This window comes from Streptomyces lacrimifluminis (assembly GCF_014646095.1).
Taxonomy (GTDB): domain Bacteria; phylum Actinomycetota; class Actinomycetes; order Streptomycetales; family Streptomycetaceae; genus Streptomyces; species Streptomyces lacrimifluminis.
The window spans coordinates 75,768-91,657 of sequence record NZ_BMMU01000018.1; the positions used below are offsets into that span (position 1 = coordinate 75,768).

The 15,890-nt window shown below is 71.2% G+C and carries 15 protein-coding genes and 1 pseudogene; 6 read left to right on the forward strand and 10 right to left on the reverse strand.

The genetic code is table 11. The features are described from left to right. Positions 1-17: 17 nt before the first annotated feature. Positions 18-431 (reverse strand): roadblock/LC7 domain-containing protein, encoded by a 414-nt coding sequence (locus tag IEY89_RS24975; RefSeq protein ID WP_189149818.1) that lies wholly within the window; start codon positions 429-431, stop codon positions 18-20. 95 nt (positions 432-526) lie between these two features. On the opposite strand from IEY89_RS24975, the gene IEY89_RS24980 reads away from it, so the two are divergent. Further along, positions 527-955, forward strand: coding sequence for a PPOX class F420-dependent oxidoreductase (locus IEY89_RS24980; protein WP_189149732.1), 429 nt, complete (start codon positions 527-529; stop codon positions 953-955). Positions 956-989: 34 nt separating this feature from the next. Here the strand turns inward: IEY89_RS24980 and IEY89_RS24985 are convergent, their stop codons facing one another. From IEY89_RS24985 to IEY89_RS25005, 5 genes are all read right to left on the reverse strand, one after another. Beyond that, positions 990-1,595 carry a GTP-binding protein gene (locus IEY89_RS24985; protein WP_189149733.1) on the reverse strand — a complete coding sequence of 202 codons (606 nt, stop codon included), beginning with the start codon at positions 1,593-1,595 and terminating at the stop codon, positions 990-992. 234 nt (positions 1,596-1,829) lie between these two features. Beyond that, positions 1,830-2,243 (reverse strand): DUF742 domain-containing protein, encoded by a 414-nt coding sequence (locus tag IEY89_RS24990; protein ID WP_189149734.1) that lies wholly within the window; start codon positions 2,241-2,243, stop codon positions 1,830-1,832. A 22-nt stretch (positions 2,244-2,265) separates the two neighbouring features. Then, complete coding sequence (locus tag IEY89_RS24995) at positions 2,266-2,703, reverse strand: roadblock/LC7 domain-containing protein (protein WP_189149735.1); 438 nt, start codon at positions 2,701-2,703, stop codon at positions 2,266-2,268. Continuing rightward, complete coding sequence (locus tag IEY89_RS25000) at positions 2,700-5,234, reverse strand: sensor histidine kinase (protein WP_189149736.1); 2,535 nt, start codon at positions 5,232-5,234, stop codon at positions 2,700-2,702. The genes IEY89_RS24995 and IEY89_RS25000 overlap by 4 nt, the downstream gene beginning before the upstream one ends. 61 nt (positions 5,235-5,295) lie before the next feature. Beyond that, the gene (locus IEY89_RS25005; protein ID WP_189149737.1) at positions 5,296-6,072 is read right to left on the reverse strand and encodes an MHYT domain-containing protein; all 777 of its coding nucleotides are present in this window, start codon (positions 6,070-6,072) and stop codon (positions 5,296-5,298) included. A gap of 143 nt (positions 6,073-6,215) precedes the next feature. Between IEY89_RS25005 and IEY89_RS25010 the strand changes: the two genes are divergently transcribed. The 3 genes from IEY89_RS25010 to IEY89_RS25020 all read left to right on the forward strand — a co-directional run bounded on the left by IEY89_RS25010 (position 6,216) and on the right by IEY89_RS25020 (position 8,295). After that, positions 6,216-6,824, forward strand: a complete 609-nt coding sequence (locus IEY89_RS25010; RefSeq protein ID WP_189149738.1) for a class I SAM-dependent methyltransferase — start codon at positions 6,216-6,218, stop codon at positions 6,822-6,824. A gap of 133 nt (positions 6,825-6,957) precedes the next feature. Then, on the forward strand, positions 6,958-7,254 hold the full coding sequence (locus IEY89_RS25015; RefSeq protein WP_189149739.1) for a hypothetical protein: 297 nt from the start codon (positions 6,958-6,960) through the stop codon (positions 7,252-7,254). Positions 7,255-7,389: 135 nt separating this feature from the next. Further along, positions 7,390-8,295: a hypothetical protein gene (locus IEY89_RS25020; RefSeq protein WP_189149740.1), complete on the forward strand. Its 906-nt coding sequence runs from the start codon at positions 7,390-7,392 to the stop codon at positions 8,293-8,295. Between the two features lie 123 nt (positions 8,296-8,418). Here the strand turns inward: IEY89_RS25020 and IEY89_RS25025 are convergent, their stop codons facing one another. Both IEY89_RS25025 and IEY89_RS25030 read right to left on the reverse strand, forming a co-directional pair. Beyond that, the gene (locus IEY89_RS25025) at positions 8,419-8,601 is read right to left on the reverse strand and encodes a tail-anchor membrane protein (RefSeq protein ID WP_164316518.1); all 183 of its coding nucleotides are present in this window, start codon (positions 8,599-8,601) and stop codon (positions 8,419-8,421) included. Between the two features lie 106 nt (positions 8,602-8,707). Next, positions 8,708-8,950: pseudogene (locus IEY89_RS25030) on the reverse strand (hypothetical protein); the annotation flags it as partial. A 314-nt stretch (positions 8,951-9,264) separates the two neighbouring features. Here IEY89_RS25030 and IEY89_RS25035 point away from each other — a divergent pair. Then, the gene (locus IEY89_RS25035) at positions 9,265-12,117 is read left to right on the forward strand and encodes an SCO1167/SCO6262 family helicase (RefSeq protein WP_189149741.1); all 2,853 of its coding nucleotides are present in this window, start codon (positions 9,265-9,267) and stop codon (positions 12,115-12,117) included. Then, on the forward strand, positions 12,114-13,457 hold the full coding sequence (locus IEY89_RS25040) for an SWIM zinc finger family protein (RefSeq protein WP_229695416.1): 1,344 nt from the start codon (positions 12,114-12,116) through the stop codon (positions 13,455-13,457). The genes IEY89_RS25035 and IEY89_RS25040 overlap by 4 nt, the downstream gene beginning before the upstream one ends. A gap of 134 nt (positions 13,458-13,591) precedes the next feature. Here IEY89_RS25040 and IEY89_RS40920 read toward each other — a convergent pair whose 3' ends face one another. Next, positions 13,592-14,326, reverse strand: a complete 735-nt coding sequence (locus IEY89_RS40920; protein ID WP_229695417.1) for a hypothetical protein — start codon at positions 14,324-14,326, stop codon at positions 13,592-13,594. A gap of 374 nt (positions 14,327-14,700) precedes the next feature. Continuing rightward, a complete protein-coding gene (gene xylA / locus IEY89_RS25050; protein WP_189149742.1) occupies positions 14,701-15,867 on the reverse strand; it encodes a xylose isomerase in 1,167 nt (388 codons plus the stop codon). Between the last annotated feature and the right edge of the window lie 23 nt (positions 15,868-15,890).

The following is a 15,890-nucleotide window of genomic DNA, read 5'->3' on the forward strand; positions in this document are numbered from 1 at the left end:
AGGGCCATATCCGCAGGTCAGATATCTGACGCCGGAGTCGGCCCGGGCTGCCTGGCATCCACGTCGAGGTGTTCGCCGACGCGATTGACGAGCAGTGTCATCTCGTAGGCGATCTGGCCGATGTCGGCCTCGGCGGCGCTGAGTACGCACAGACAGCTGCCGGCGCCGGCCGCCGTGACGAACAGCACCGCGTCGTCGAACTCGATCATCGTCTGACGTACCTTGCCCGCGCCGAAGTGGCGTCCGGAGCCTTTGGCCAGGCTGTGCAGGCCCGACGACACGGCGGCGAGATGCTCGGCGTCCTCGCGTCGAAGTCCTGTGCTGGCGCCTGTCACCAGCCCGTCGTTCGACAGGACCAGCGCATGCCGTATGTGGTCGACACGCTCGGTCAGATCATCCAGCAGCCAGCCAAGTCCTTGGTTCTGCGCCATGATTCCGATCTCCCCGTACGGCAGGTCCTCCAAGCCGAAGGATCCGGTCAGTCAGCCTTGCCCACGGCTGCCGTCCGAGCAAGCAGGATGGGTGCATGGCACAGAAGATGACTGACGAGGAATGGCGGGCCTTTGTCTCGCACGGCACCCGCACGGGAAAACTGTCGACCGTCCGAGCCGACGGGAGCCCGCACGTGGCCCCGATCTGGTTCCTGCTCGACGGTGACGACCTGGTGTTCAACACCGGGAAGGACACGGTGAAGGGGCGCAACCTGGCGCGTGACGGCCGGATCGCCCTGTGCGTGGACGACGACCGGCCGCCGTTCGACTATGTCGTGATTCAGGGCCGGGCGACGCTGTCGGAGGAGCTCGACGACGTCCGGCACTGGGCCGCGCGCATAGGCGCGCGCTACATGGGCGAGGACCGGGCCGAGGAGTTCGGCGCCCGCAACGGCGTTCCGGGGGAACTGCTCGTCCGCGTGCACATCGAGAAGGTGCTGGCGCAGACCGCCGTCGCCCACTGAGGAGGGAACCGGCCCCACCACCCACTCCTCCGCATCAGCTCACCGAGTCGAGCAGCCGGGCGGTGTGCATCCGCCCGGCGTACTCGACCAGCCGGATCAGCACTTCCTTGCCCGAGTCGCGGTCGCGGGCGTCGCAGAGCACCACGGGCGTGCCCTGGTCCAGGTCGAGGGCGCGCGACACGTCCTGGGCTCCGTAGGAGCGGGCGCCCGCGAAGCAGTTGACGGCCACCACGAACGGGATGTGCCGGTGCTCGAAGTAGTCCACAGCGGGGAAGCAGTCCTCCAGTCGGCGGGTGTCGGCGAGGACTACCGCGCCGAGGGCACCCTGGGACAGTTCGTCCCACAGAAACCAGAAACGGTCCTGGCCCGGCGTACCGAACAGGTACAGGGAAAGACCTGAACGAATGGTGATGCGGCCGAAGTCCATGGCGACGGTCGTCGTGACCTTCTGGTCCACACCGTCGGTGTCGTCCACCAACTGGCCCGCCTCGCTCAGCAGTTCCTCGGTGCGCAGCGGCCGGATCTCGCTGACCGCGCCCACCATGGTGGTCTTGCCGACACCGAACCCGCCGGCGACCAATATCTTCAACGCCAGGGCGGACATCTCGTCGTCCGTGGCGTCGGAGTGTTCGGAGACCATCGATCACTTCTCTCGGGAGGGCCGGCAACGGTCGACGTCCATAAGTGCGTGCCGCGCCCTCGCGGTGGGTCCGCGCGCGGCGTCGCTGCGTGTGTGCGAGGTCAGCATCATGACAACTGCCGGTCCCCGCTGGGGGATTGGACCGCTATTAGCCCGATGCGACCGGCTCGCACCCATTCGGTGTCCGGAAGAGCGCACAACTCGGCGTGGTCCGGATGGTTCCGTGACTCTCATCTACAACGCCCTCAGTCCTTCGATCACCTCGCGCAGAATGCGTTCGTCGGGCAACTGGGCGGGGGGCACCGGACGGCTGACGGTGACGCAGCCCAGCTCCAGCAGATCGCCGAGCAACACCCTCACCACCCCTACGGGGAGGTCGGTACCCGCGGCGAGTTCGGCGACCGACTGCGTCTCCGTACGGCACAGGTCGATGAGGGCCCGGTGCTCGGGGCCGAGCGCGGTGTCGTCGTCCATGCCGGGCGCGCCCTTGTCGAGCGTGACGAGCGCGATCAGGTCGAAGCGCACCCCTGTGGGACCGGATCTGGTGCGCCCGCCCGTCATGGCGTACGGGCGGACCAGGGGCCCGGCCTCGTGGTCGTACCACTGGCTGCCCGGCTCCTGCAGGGTGCCTGTCGTGTCCTCGGTCATCGGTGCGGACCGCCCTCTCGCCTCATCCGGCGGCGGGCGGGCGGGCCGCAGCCCGCGGCGCCGTGTGAAGGTGCTCGCCCACGCGTTTCACCAGTCGTGCCATCTCGTACGCGACGAGGCCCATGTCGGCGGTCGCGGCGGTGAGCACCGCGAGGCAGGAGCCGTCCCCCGCGGCGGCGACGAACAGGAAACCGTCGTCCATCTCCACCATGGTCTGTCGTACGCCGCCGGCGCCGAAGTGCCTGCCTGCACCCTTGGCCAGGCTGTGGAACCCGGAGGCGACCGCGGCGAGGTGCTCCGCGTCCTCGCGTTTGAGATCGGTGGAGGCGCCCACCGCGAGTCCGTCGTTGGACAGCACCACCGCGTGCCGTACCTCGCTGACGCGCAATACCAGGTCGTCCAGCAGCCAGTCGAGTTCGCCGGACCGCCGCTCCGCCCTCGTGCTCGGGTCCTTGATCATGCGCGGTCTCCTTCGCTGCTGTCTCTGCCGGTTCCGGAGCCTCGGGCGGCTCCGCGGCCGGATGACCTGCCGCCGCCGCGCACCCAGCCGTCGCGGTAGGCCACCATGCGGTCCCGTACGGCCTCGGGGGTGCGCTTCTCCTCGCTCCGGGAATCCGGCGTCCGGGTCGGCTTGTCAGGGCGCTGTTCGCGCAGTTGCGGCGCGAGGTGCGCCTGTCGCACGCGCCGTGGGAGGTCGTCGGACTCCTCCCCGTCGCCGGGGTCCTCGGGTGGACGGTGCAGCCGCAAAGCGGTGACTCCTGGCGGTGGGGTTTCGGGGGCGGTCTCCGCCGGGGCCTGCGCGTGAGCCACCAGTGCGGGGCGGTCCGCCGACGCCTGGACAGGTTCCTGGTGCGGGGCGGCGGCAGCGGGCACGCGCGCGTACTCGCGTTCGACGGCCGGCTCCCGGTCCACCGCTGCGCGGGGGGCGCGTTCCGCCGCGCCACCGTGCAGCAGACCCGTGGGCAGCAGGACGACCGCGGTGGTGCCGCCGTAGGGCGAGGTCCGCAGGTGCACCTTGATGCCGTGCCGCGCGGCGAGTCGGCTGACCACGAAGAGGCCGAGCCGGTCGCTGTCGAACAGGTCGAGCGTCTCGGACTGTTCGATGCGGCGGTTCGCCTCGGCGAGGGTCTCCTTGCCCATTCCCAGTCCCCGGTCCTCGACCTCCACGGCGTAGCCGTTGCCGACCGGCTCGCCGGTGATGCGCACCCTGGTGTGCGGAGGTGAGAACTGGGCGGCGTTCTCGACGATCTCGGCAAGGAGATGCGTGAGGTCGGCGACCGCCGCGCCGGTGACGGACGCCTCGGGGAACTGGCGTACCTCCACGCGCGCGTAGTCCTCGACTTCGGAGACCGCGGCGCGGACCACGTTCGTCAGGGAGACCGGCAGCCGCCAGGCCCGGCCGGGTGCCGCTCCGGAGAGGATGATCAGGCTCTCCGCGTGGCGCCGCATACGCGTGGTGAGGTGGTCGAGCCGGAACAGGTCGCTGAGTTCGTTGGGGTCGTCGGACCTGCGCTCCATGCTGTCGAGGAGGCTCAGTTGGCGGTGGACGAGGACCTGACTGCGGCGCGCGAGGTTGACGAAGACCCCGGAGATGCCGCTGGCCAGTTCCGCGCGTTCCACGGCGGCGCGCAGGGCGGCGCGGTGCACGGTGCCGAGGGCCTCCGCGACCTGTTCGGTCTCGTCCTCGGCGGGTGGTCCGGGGGGTGCCTCGGCCCGGATGTCGATCTCCTCTCCCGCACGCAGCTTCAGCATGGCCTGCGGGAGTTTGTGGCGGGCGATCTCCAGAGCGGTGTTGCGCAGACTCACCAGCTCGACGACGAGGCCGCGCCCGATGCGTACGGAGATCACCAGGGACGCGACGACGGAGGCGAGGCCGAACAGCACCGCGGCGCCGGCCGGGGTGAGCAGGCCCCGGGTGAAGGGGTCGGCCCGGTCCGCGACGTCGTGGCCCGCGTCCGCCTCGATGGCTCGCATGCCGCCCTGCACGCGTGCGTGTGCCTTGGTCCAGCCGGCTTCGGGCGCGGCTGCGTTCACCTTGGTCCCCGGGAGGGCGCCGAGCACCTTGTCCTCGACGGCGGCCAGCGTGGCGTACGCGGTGCTTGCCGCGACGTTCTGCCAGGTGGCCCGTTCCGGGCCGCGCAGGTCCGAGGCACTGGCTTCGATGAGGGTGCGTCGGGTGTCGACGGCTCCGGTGAACAGCCGTAGCCGTGGTCCGTCGAGGCGCCCGGCGAGCCGCGCACCGGCGAGAACGGCGTCCTCCTGGGCCAACGCCTCTCCCGCGCGGGAGAACTCGAGCAGTACGCGCGCGTCGGAGCCGAGTTCGGCGTCCTGGATGCCGGTGAGCGCGCCACCCACGGCGAACGCAGCCGAGATGCTCCTGGTGTACCGCGCATACGTCTCGGCCCAGCCGGTGCTGCGGTCGAGTACCGAGGTCCGCAGCGTGCGCAGTTGTTCGACACCGACGACGAAGGTCTCCAGACGCTCCGCGACTCCGGCGGGCAGTTCCTCGCCGTCGGCGACGGTGTTGCTGCCACCGAGGCGCAGCTTCGCCACGGTCCGGTCGGTGTGCTCGCCGAGTGTCCTGAGGTCGGTCCCCGGCACGGCGGCCGGATCGGTGGCATGGCGTACGGCGGCCGTGCGTTCGGCCTGAAGTGCGGCGACGACGGCGGCGACCGGCGCGCGCACCTGGGAGTCGACGCGCTGCAACTGCCGCAGCCGGGCGACGTCCTGGGCCGTGGTGACGGTGGCGTACGCCCACAGCGCGAGCAGCGAGACAACCGGCACCATCAGAAGGCAGACGATCTTGGCGCGGACACTTCCTGGCCGTAGGCGCCAGCGTCCCGCGCGTATGGGCACCTCGTCGGGCAGGGTGCCGAGGGATTCCTCGGAGTCTTCGTCGGCCGGCGGACCGGCGTGCGCGCGGCGTCCGCGCACCGGGGGCGGGGGCGCCGTCCCGGCGCCGGGTATCGGGGTCCTACGGGGTGTGCGCATGGCCTCCTCGCTCGTAGTGGTTCGGGGTGTGCCCGAGGCGTCGCCGACCCGGTGCACGCCTCTAACGGGCAGCGACGCTGTCGACCAGCCGCTGGGCGGACGCGGATGCCTCGCGTTCCCCGGCCGACGGCGACAACGCGACGAACGCCGAGGTCAGGAAGAGATAGGACCCGAGGCCGACGGCGAGGGGGAAGATGAACTGCATCGCCGTGGCCCCGGGCAGCGTCCCGCCGGAGGGCGTGACGTCCACGTGCACCGCGAACATCCCGGTGTAGTGCATGCTGCTGACGGCCGCCCCCATGACGAGCGAGGCGACGGTCACCGCGATCGGTGACTTGATGTTGAGAGCCGCCCACAGGGCCGCGGTGGCCGCCACGACGGCGATCACCACGGAGAGCACGACGAGCGCCGGGTCGTACTTCACGTCACCGTGCAGCCGTACCGCGGCCATGCCGAGGTAGTGCATGCTCGCCACGCCCAGCCCGGTGGTGAGTCCACCGACGAAGAGCGCGCGGGCGCGGTCGTGCCCGTAGCCGACGGCGAAGACCCCGGTGGAGACGACGACCATGGCGACAAGGAGGCTGAGGATGGTCAGCGGCACGTCGTAGCGGATGCCGGTGCCGCGGACGCTGAAGCCGAGCATGGCCACGAAGTGCATGGTCCAGATGCCGGTGCCGATCGCGGAGGCCGCGGTGACGAGCCAGTTGCGGCGCGAGCGGCCGGTCGCAGCGAGCGCACGGACGGTGCAGCGCAGCCCGAGGGCGGCGCCCATACAGGCCATCACGTATGACAGTACGGGGGTCAGCCAGCCGAAGGTGGCGTGGTCCAGGTGTCCCATGACCACGGGACGCTAGTGGGGGCACGGGAGCACAAAGGGGGCGCATTTCGAAAGGTATTGAAATATGGCAGGGAATTGCGCCTGAACGATCGCGTCCAGCTCGAACGTGTGCGCCGCGGGCTACTTCTCGTCCGTGCGGGATCATGCGGAACATGAGCGACGACCACACACACGTCCAGGAGTTCTTCGCCGCCCGCGCGGCCGACTGGGACAGCAGGTTCCCGGACGACGGACCCGCCCACGCCGCCGCGGTCGCCGAGTTGCGGCTGTGCGAGGGGGCCCGGGTGCTGGACGCGGGCTGTGGCACCGGACGGGCTCTGGCGCCGCTGCGTGCCGCAGTGGGGCCTACGGGAGTGGTCCTGGGCGTGGATCTGACTCCGGCCATGCTGGAGGCCGCGGTGCGAGCCGGACGGAACCTCGACGGGCAGTTGCTGCTCGCCGACGCGGCCACTCTTCCGCTGCGTTCGGAGTCCCTCGACGCCGTGTTCGCGGCGGGCCTGATCGCGCATCTGCCTCAGCCCGGCGAGAATCTGCGGGAACTCGCGCGCGTGGTCCGCCCCGGAGGCACCCTGGCGCTGTTCCACCCGATCGGCAGGGCCGCTCTGGCCGCCCGGCAGGGCAGACGTATCACCCCGGACGACCTGCGCGCGGAGGCCAACCTCGGTCCGCTGCTGGCCGGTTCCGGGTGGCGGATGACGTCCTATGCGGACGAGGACGCACGGTTTCTGGTGCTGGCCGTGCGACCGGCCTGACCCGGGCGGTCGTCGACATGCGGGGCGCCTCACCGCACATGCCCTCTTCTGCCGCCGGAACTCCATCTCTACGTTGGACCGCAGCAGATGAAACGATCAACCGTGGCAACCGCACAGGGGGAAGGTGGTCCGCATGTTCGGCGGTATCCATAAATCGTTCACCGGTTTCCTCCGTTCGTGGCGCTCGGAAACGAGCCCGGGGCGGGAGAAGCGCACACACAATCTCTTCGAGGCCGCTGCCGTGTACGTGTCGGCGTGTGCGGAGGACGACCAGGACCAGATGGACGAGGCCGTGGCCTGGGTGTCCCCGGAGGCGCTGTCGTTCGGCGTGAACGAGCTGGCGTGCCGTGCCGTCATCGCGCTGGCCAGAGAGCGCGACGAGTCGCCGCGGACGGTCGCCCGGGACCTTCTCGGGCTGCCGACGACCTGACCGAAGCGGGTACATCCGGTCGATTCCCCCTGCCCGGCAGGAAAGCAGCAGCTCCGGGTGGGGTGGGAGTCGTGACAACGGCCTTCCGCTCGGATTAGGGTGCGCGCCGATGGACGAACCGATGGGGAGGCTGGGATGGCAGAGACGGACGAGGGAGCCGTCGCCACCGCGGACGACGCGCTCTATGTGCTCACGGCGATACTGCTGACGCCCGCGCAGTTCCCGAGCGTGCTGGGCGACGACTATCCGGAGGCATGTGCGGCGCTCGGCCTCGCGCCTCTCGCCGACGGGTACGGGCTGGTGCTCGGCCAGGACGGCGACGGCGCGCGGTGGACGGTGGTCATCGACGATGTCTCCCTGGTCGCGGTCGCGATCGCGTCGTGGGACTGCGGCATGGAGTACGACCTGTCGCCGGAGGAGCACACGGTCGTCGCGGCCCTGCCCGGCTGGCCTCTCGCGGTCGCCGTCGCGGCTCCCGACGTACCCGCCCCGCACGACCCGGGCCCCGAACTCACCGACCGGCCGCCGCTCACTCCGCCGGACACCGCTTCGTGGGGCCCGGCACAGCGGCGTCTGGGCGCCGACGAGATCGCGCGCCAGTGGGCGGTCTGGCGGGAACAGCTCAGCGACGAGGACTTCACACCTCCGGGTGGCAGGTCAGCGACGCCCGAGGACGAGTCGGACGCGGCTGGGGCGAACACGGATCGGGCTGTGGACGCCACAGACTCGGCCGAGGACACCCCGGGCCGGGCCGAGGGCACCGTGAACCGGCCCCGTGCCGGCATCCGGCGCGTCCTCGCGGAGGTACGCGCGTACGTGGACACTCCTCCGCCTCTCGGCCGTGTCCGCTCCTCCTTCGCTCCGGAGGGCGCGCGGACACTGCGCGCCGACGGTCCCGGCTGGTCGATGGTGGCCAGGACGGACGACATCGCCTTCGTCCTGCTCGACGACGAGCCCGGAGAGGTGCTTCCGGTCGGCCGGGGCCCGGAGCTGCCCGGTCTCCTCGAAGCGCTCGACAAGATGGCCGTACGGCCCAGCTGAGCCCCGCGGCCGACGCCGCCCGGATCTTTTGTGTTCCGGGCGGCGTTCGGCACGCCGATCGCCCTGCGGGCCACGCGGGGCGTCAGCCGGAGTGAAGCACGCTCGCCTCCGGACGGCTGCGCCTCAGCGGCCGATCTCCTTGCGGGTGACGCGGCGCAGCCTGCGCCGCTGTGCGGGGTCCAGTGCGAGATAGGCAGCCGCCGGGACTCCCAGCACTATCAGCAGCGCGGCCCACCAGGGCAACCAGATCCACAGGATGATCCCGGCTGCCACGCCTCCTGCGGCGATCTTCGCGTTCCTCGACATGAGTGTCGCCTCCTTCGCGGCCAGTGCCGCTCTCTGCCATCAAAAACGGGTCCGCGCCTCCCACGGTTCCGGATCGCGACCCTGAGACGTCCCTGAGACTCGCCCCCTACTCGTCCCTGAGGGGCTGTCCCACCTCGTACAAGTGCCGCAGAACCTGCCGGTGCGAGTTGACGAGCCCCGTCTCCGTATAGGGGATACCCAACTCACGGCAGTAGGCGCGCATCGTCGGCCGCGCGAGCCGTAAACGAGGGCGGGGCATGCTCGGGAAGAGGTGGAGGCCGATCAGGGCCTGGTGCAGGGCGGCGAAGGCGAGTGCCTCACCTGGCGGGAGACAGGTCAGCAGCCGCGTCTCGCTGCCACCGGACTGCGCGGCGGAGGTCCCCGGAGGCCCGGCGGCGAGGAGGACGGCCTCGGGCATGGCCGGTCTCCTGGTCTCTTCGGGGATCGGCTGACCTGAGGCAACGCACGAAGCAGTCACCTTTGGCGACCCGTCGCCACCACTCGTGCCTCGCGGTGGAACGCGCGCCATTCCCAAGGGATTGATGGCACCCCGGCAAAGGTGACCCGGGTCACCGCCCAGGGATGCCGGGCAGGTTGCCGAAGTGCTGTACCCTCGGCGACTCGAACCCCCAGTAGTCAAATTTGAGGAATGCGGCCATCGCTGTGCAGAGGATTCCCGCGGCAACCCCTTCCCAGATCTCCGAACTGGCCCGCTGCTGTGCCGTGTTCGTGCCCGGCGATCCGGCCCGCACCGGCCTGGTCGCGTTCTGGCGGCCCGACGGCGACGCGCCGCCCGCCGTGGCCGCCGGAACCGTCGACGACCTGACCGTGGTCCTGCCCGGCGACCATGGTGTCGAACGGACACAGGTGACCGCCGTCCTGCTCCCGGTACGTACGGCGTTGCCTGTCCTCACGCGGGCGCGTGGCGCCGCGCAGGGCCACAGGGCGACGGCGTTCTGGGGTACGGCCGGCGTTCTCGCCCTGCAACTGGCCGCTCGCGGACTGCTGTTGCCCGGGCTCTCCGCGGGGGATAACGACGCCTGGCGGGCCGGGCCGCTCGGCGCGGCGGACGTGGAGCGCGTTCGCGAACTCGCCGCCGCGATGCCCCCGGAGGCGCATTCCGTGCCGCTGGAGGGCACGGAGCCGCCGCGACTGCCCGACCCGGAGCGGCTGCTGCGTGCCTTCCTGGACGCGGTGGCCGACGCACTGCCCCGCTCCCCCGCCGCCTCGCTCGCCGCAGGCGGGGCGGCCTACGCCGGGCCGGAACCGCAGCACCTGCCGGAGCAGCGTGTATGGGCCTCCGAGGTCGCCGCCGGGCACGACGCGGGCGTACGGATCTCACTGCGGCTGGAGGTACCGGGGTTGGCGTCGGCCCTGCCGGACGAGACTGCCCTGCGGTTCCGGGCCGTGCTCCAGGTGCACAGTGTGAGCGAGCCCGGACTCGTCGCGGACGCCGCCGAGGTATGGGCTTCGGCCCGCGGCTTCGGCCCGCGCGCGCGGATGGACGCCCTGCTCGCTCTGCGCCGTGCGGCCCGGACCTGGCCGCCGCTCACACCGCTGCTCTCCGCAGCCGTGCCCGACGCCGTCGAACTGGCCGACGAAGAGGTCACCGAGTTGCTCGGGGAGGGCGCCCGCGCCCTGTCCGCCGCCGGGGTCGAGGTGCACTGGCCCAAGGAGCTGGCCCGCAAGCTGACGGCCCGCGCGGTCGTCGGTCCACCCGACGAGGGCACGAGCCCAGGGAAGGCCCCGTCGGACACGCCCTCGTTCCTGTCCGCCGACGCGCTGCTCGCCTTCAACTGGCGGTTCGCACTGGGCAACCAGCAGCTCACGCGCGAGGAGCTGGACCGGCTCGCCGAGGCGAACCGCCCCGTGGTGCGACTGCGTGACCAGTGGGTCCTCGTCGACCCTCGGGAGATACACCGCGCCCACGCACAGCAGGACCGCAAGATCACCCCCGTCGACGCTCTCAGCGCCGCTCTGACGGGCTCAACGGAGGTGGACGGCCGCTCGGTCGAGGTGCGGCCCACCGGGTGGCTGGCGGCCTTGCGGGACCGCATCTCGGAACCGGACGCACAGGCCCCGGTCGGTCAGCCGGCCGCGCTCGCCGCCACACTGCGCGACTACCAGCTGCGGGGACTCAACTGGCTGGCCCGGACGACCTCCCTGGGACTCGGCTGCTGTCTGGCCGACGACATGGGGCTCGGCAAGACGATCACACTGATCGCTCTGCATCTGCACCGGCAGACCGACACGTCGGCGGCGGGGCCCACTCTCGTCGTCTGTCCGACCTCCCTCATGGGCAACTGGCAGCGCGAGATCGAACGGTTCGCGCCCGGTACGCCCGTGCGCCGCTTCCACGGGTCACGGCGCAGCCTGGAGGCCCTGGCCGACGGCGAGTTCGTGCTCACCACGTACGGCACGATGCGCCTGGACGCGCGGCGGCTGGCCGAGGTGCCGTGGGGCATGGTGGTGGCGGACGAGGCACAGCACGTCAAGAACCCGTACTCGGAGACGGCCCGGGAGCTGCGTTCCATCGGTGCACGCGCACGCGTGGCGCTCACCGGCACACCGGTGGAGAACAACCTGTCGGAACTGTGGGCGATCCTCGACTGGACGACCCCGGGACTGCTGGGCCGGCTGGGCACCTTCCGCTCGCGGTACGCGCAGTCCGTCGAGGGAGGTCAGGACCCGGCCGCCGCGGAGCGTCTGGCCCGGCTCGTGCGCCCGTTCCTGCTGCGGCGGCGCAAGTCGGACCCGGGCATCGCTCCCGAGCTGCCGCCGAAGACGGAGACCGACCGCGCCGTGTCGCTCACCAAGGAGCAGACGGGGCTGTACGAGGCCGTCGTGCGGGAGACGCTCGCGGAGATCTCCGGCGCCGACAACATGGTGCGGCGCGGGCTGATCGTGAAGCTGCTGACCGGCCTCAAGCAGATCTGCAACCATCCGGCGCAGTTCCTTAAGGAGGACCGACCGAAAATCGCGGGACGCTCCGGGAAGCTGGAACTGCTGGACGAGTTGCTCGACACCATCCTCTCCGAAGGAGCGAGCGTTCTGGTCTTCACCCAGTACGTGCAGATGGCGCGGCTCCTGGAACGGCATCTGGCGGCACGCGGAGTGCCCACGCAGTTTCTCCACGGCGGCACGCCCGTCGCGGAACGCGAGGCGATGGTGGAACGTTTCCAGGAGGGGCGAGTGCCTGTCTTCCTGCTGTCCCTGAAGGCCGCCGGCACCGGCCTGAACCTGACCAGGGCCGAGCACGTCGTGCACTACGACCGCTGGTGGAACCCCGCGGTCGAGGCCCAGGCCACGGACCGCGCGTACCGCATCGGCCAGAACCGCCCCGTGCAGGTGCACCGCCTGATCGCCGAGGGCACGATCGAGGACCGCATCGCCGAAATGCTGAACCGCAAACAGGCACTGGCCGACGCGGTGCTCGGCTCCGGTGAGGCCGCGCTCACGGAACTCACGGACGACGAACTGGCCGACCTGGTACGACTGCGAGGGGGCGCGCGATGAACCAGCACAACGGCGACCAGAACAACGGTGACGAGCACAACGGTGACGGCCACGACCGCGAGGCGTACGAGAGCGACGCGTCCGGCGCCGACCTGGAGCGTACGTTCGCCGCGCTGCCTCCCCCGTGCGGGCGCGGTTTCGCGGAGACGTGGTGGGGGCGTGCCTGGCTGAAGTCGCTGGAGGACGCGGCGCTGGACTCCGAACAGGTGCGGGCGGGCCGCCGACTCGCGCGTGCGGGAGCCGTGGGCGCGGTGTCGGTGCGCCCGGGGCGCATCACCGCCGTCGTCCAGGACCGAGACCGCACCACTCACCGTTCCGACGTCCTGCTCCAGGAGCTGTCCCCCGCACAATGGGAACGCTTTCTGGACGTGGCGGTCGAACAGGCCGGTCATATCGCGGCCCTCCTCGACCGGGACATGCCCCCGCACCTTGTGGAGGACTCCGCTGCCGCCGGAGTCGAACTCCTGCCCGGCATGGGCGACCTGGAGCCGGATTGCGACTGCGGCGCCTGGGACCACTGCGGTCATACGGCAGCTCTCTGCTACCTGGTGGCGCGGCTGCTGGACCAGGACCCCTTCCTCCTGCTGCTGATGCGGGGACGCGGCGAACGCGCCCTGCTCGACGACGTACAGAGCCGTGACGCCGTGCCCGCCGGCGAGTCCGCCGCGCCGGAGGGCGTGGACGCGGCCGAGGCGTACGCGGCCGGGGACACCCTCCCGCCGTTGCCTGCCCTGCCCCTCCTGCCCGACGCGCCAGGGACACCGCCGGCCCTGGACACCGACGCCCCGCCCGCGCCCGGGGTGGACCCCGGGGCGTTGGAGTTCCTGACCGCACGGACAGCCGTAGAGGCGCATCGGCAGCTTGCCGACGCGCTCGGGGCCGGTCATGGACGGCGGCCGGTCGAAGCGGAGTTGACGATGGCTCAGGACGCGGTGCGACTGGCTGCGGGCAACCCTTCGGGGACCGTTTCGGACCGGCTGGCGGAGGGATCGGGGCGTGGCCGGGAGCAGTTGGCGTCGGCTGTTTCCGCCTGGCGGTTCGGTGGCACGGAGGCGTTGTCGGTCCTGGAGGAGGAGTGGACGGTCGAGGGCGAAGTGCTCGCACGCGCGCGTGCCGCGCTCGACTCGGCCTGGGACGAGGACGAGCGGCCGGTACTGCGGGCGACGCGCAACCGGTGGACGGTGGTCGGCGCGGGCGGTCAACTGCGCCTGGGGCGTGACGGCCGCTGGTGGCCGTACCGGAAGCAGAGCGGCCGTTGGGTGCCCGCCGGGCGGGCGGCCCAGGACCCGGGGACCGCGCTCGCCTCGATGGAGCACATAGCCGGGGAGGAGTCTTCCTGAGGCCTGACGAATTCGCGATCTCCGTGAAGGGGACGCCGACGACGAAGCGGAGTCCGCTGTCCCGCAGGCGTCGGCCGGGGCACGGGACCGCAGGCCGGTCGGTACGCACGCGTGGACCCCGCCCCTCCGAGATGTCAGGTCAACGGAGTGGTGAGTTTCCGGGTGTCCGAGCCGAGGTCGGTGGCCAGACTGCACGCGACGTTGTCGATGCCCAACCGGTAGCCCGAGGTGTCCGGATACTGCACCAGGCTGCCTTTCACGCTCCCCGCCGGCTGTTCGGCCGCCACGCGCTCCAGGGCCGGCCGACACAGCTCGGCAGCGGCGTCCTTCAGGGCGGCGTCCGTCGCGAACCCGCCTGCGAGCTCGGCGACCTTCACGACCTCGGCGTCATGCGGATCGTCGCACGCGCGCTTCGCGGCCTGCCCGGGGTGGGCGGCATCGGCGTCGAAGCAGTCGCCGGTTCGCAGCATGTAGTACGGCATTTCGTCGCCGGCCAACGGGACAAGCGACTCCAGGCCACTCGGGAACTCGCTCGGCAGGTCGGTGGGGAACTCGGTCGGAAGCTCGGTGGGGAGCCCGGACGGCAACGTGGGCAGCTTGGTGGGAAGCCTGGTGGGCAGTTCGGTCGGGATGCTGAACGACGGCTCGGGGGTTCGGCCTGGGCTCTGGCTGTTCCCGGGCGGGTTCTTGTCCGGGGTGTCGTCGCCTCCGGAGACCATGAGCACCACCGCGGCGATGACACCGACTGCGCCGATCGCCGCGAGCAGGATGAACAGAGGCCTCGGACGCCCACCGGAGCCTCGGTGTCCCCCGGGGCTGTCGGGCGGTTCGGGCGGCACCGGCGGCAGCCAGCCCCCGCCACCCTGCATCGGCGGTCCATCGTCTCCCGGAGGAGGTCCGTAGCCGCCGTTCCTGTGGCCTTCGTAGGGAGGGCCGTAACCTCCCCCGGCGGGCGGGCCGAAGCCACCGGGAGGCGGGCCGAAGCCACCACCCGGAGGCGGAGTGTCTCCCGGTGGCCCGGGCGGCTGGGGCGGTACGGGCGGCATGGCCATACCGTCAAGACTCGCCGCGAACCGGTCAGCGCGCGACCCCCACACGCAAGTTGATACGGACCGATGCCATGGACCGCACGATTCCGGAGCAATTCACGCCAGGACCCGTCACAGAGAATCGAGCGGCGCACATTTGTATGCGCCGGTGACCGGGGACGCCCGCCGGCAGACAGACACCCCCGGCTCGCGACTCAGCCTCGTGCGCCCAGCAGATGGTCCATCGCCAGCTGGTCGAGCTGCTCGAAGGCCATCCCGCGCGCGGCCGTCGCGTCCACGTCGAACCCCTCGAAGGCCGAGCGGTCCGCGAGCAGGCCTGCCAGACCGTCCGCCGCCGTCTGCTGGGCCAGCTCGTCCAGACGCGAGGCGCGCAACGCCGCCTGAACCTCCGGGTCGGCGCGGAACGCGGCCGTACGCTCCTTCAGGATGAGGTAGTTGCGCATGCAGCCGGCCGCCGAGGCCCACACGCCGTCGAGATCCTCGGTCCTCGGCGGCTTGAAGTCGAAGTGCTTCGGGCCCGCGTAACCGGCACTCTCCAGGAGGTCGACCAGCCAGAAGGCGGCACGCAGGTCACCGGCGCCGAAGCGCAGGTCCTGGTCGTACTTGATGCCGGACTGGCCGTTGAGGTCGATGTGGAAGAGCTTGCCCGCCCACAGGGCCTGGGCGATGCCGTGCGGGAAGTTCAGCCCGGCCATCTGCTCGTGGCCGACCTCGGGGTTGACGCCGTACATCTCCGGGCGCTCCAGGCGCTCGATGAAGGCAAGGGCGTGGCCGACCGTGGGCAGCAGGATGTCGCCGCGCGGCTCGTTCGGCTTGGGCTCGATCGCGAACTTCAGGTCGTAGCCCTGGGAGATCACGTACTCGCCGAGGAGGTCGAAGGCCTCCTTCATGCGGTCCAGCGCGACGCGCACGTCCTTGGCGGCGCCGGACTCGGCGCCTTCCCGGCCGCCCCAGGCGACGTAGGTCTCCGCGCCGAGTTCGACCGCGAGGTCGATGTTGCGGATCGTCTTGCGCAGCGCGTAACGGCGCACTTCACGGTCGTTGGCGGTGAACGCGCCGTCCTTGAAGACGGGGTGCGTGAAGAGGTTGGTGGTGGCCATCGGCACCTTCATGCCGGTCGCGTCGAGGGCCTGGCGGAAGCGCTTGATGTGCGACTCGCGCTCGGCGTCCGAGGACCCGAACGGGATCAGGTCGTCGTCGTGGAAGGTCACCCCGTGGGCACCCAGCTCGGACAGACGCTGCACCGTCTCGACCGGGTCGAGCGCACGGCGGGTGGCGTCGCCGAACGGGTCCCGTCCCTGCCAGCCGACGGTCCACAGGCCGAAGGTGAACCTGTCATCGGGGGTGGGCTGGTAGTTCATGCCGCGGCTCCTTGCTGCTCCGA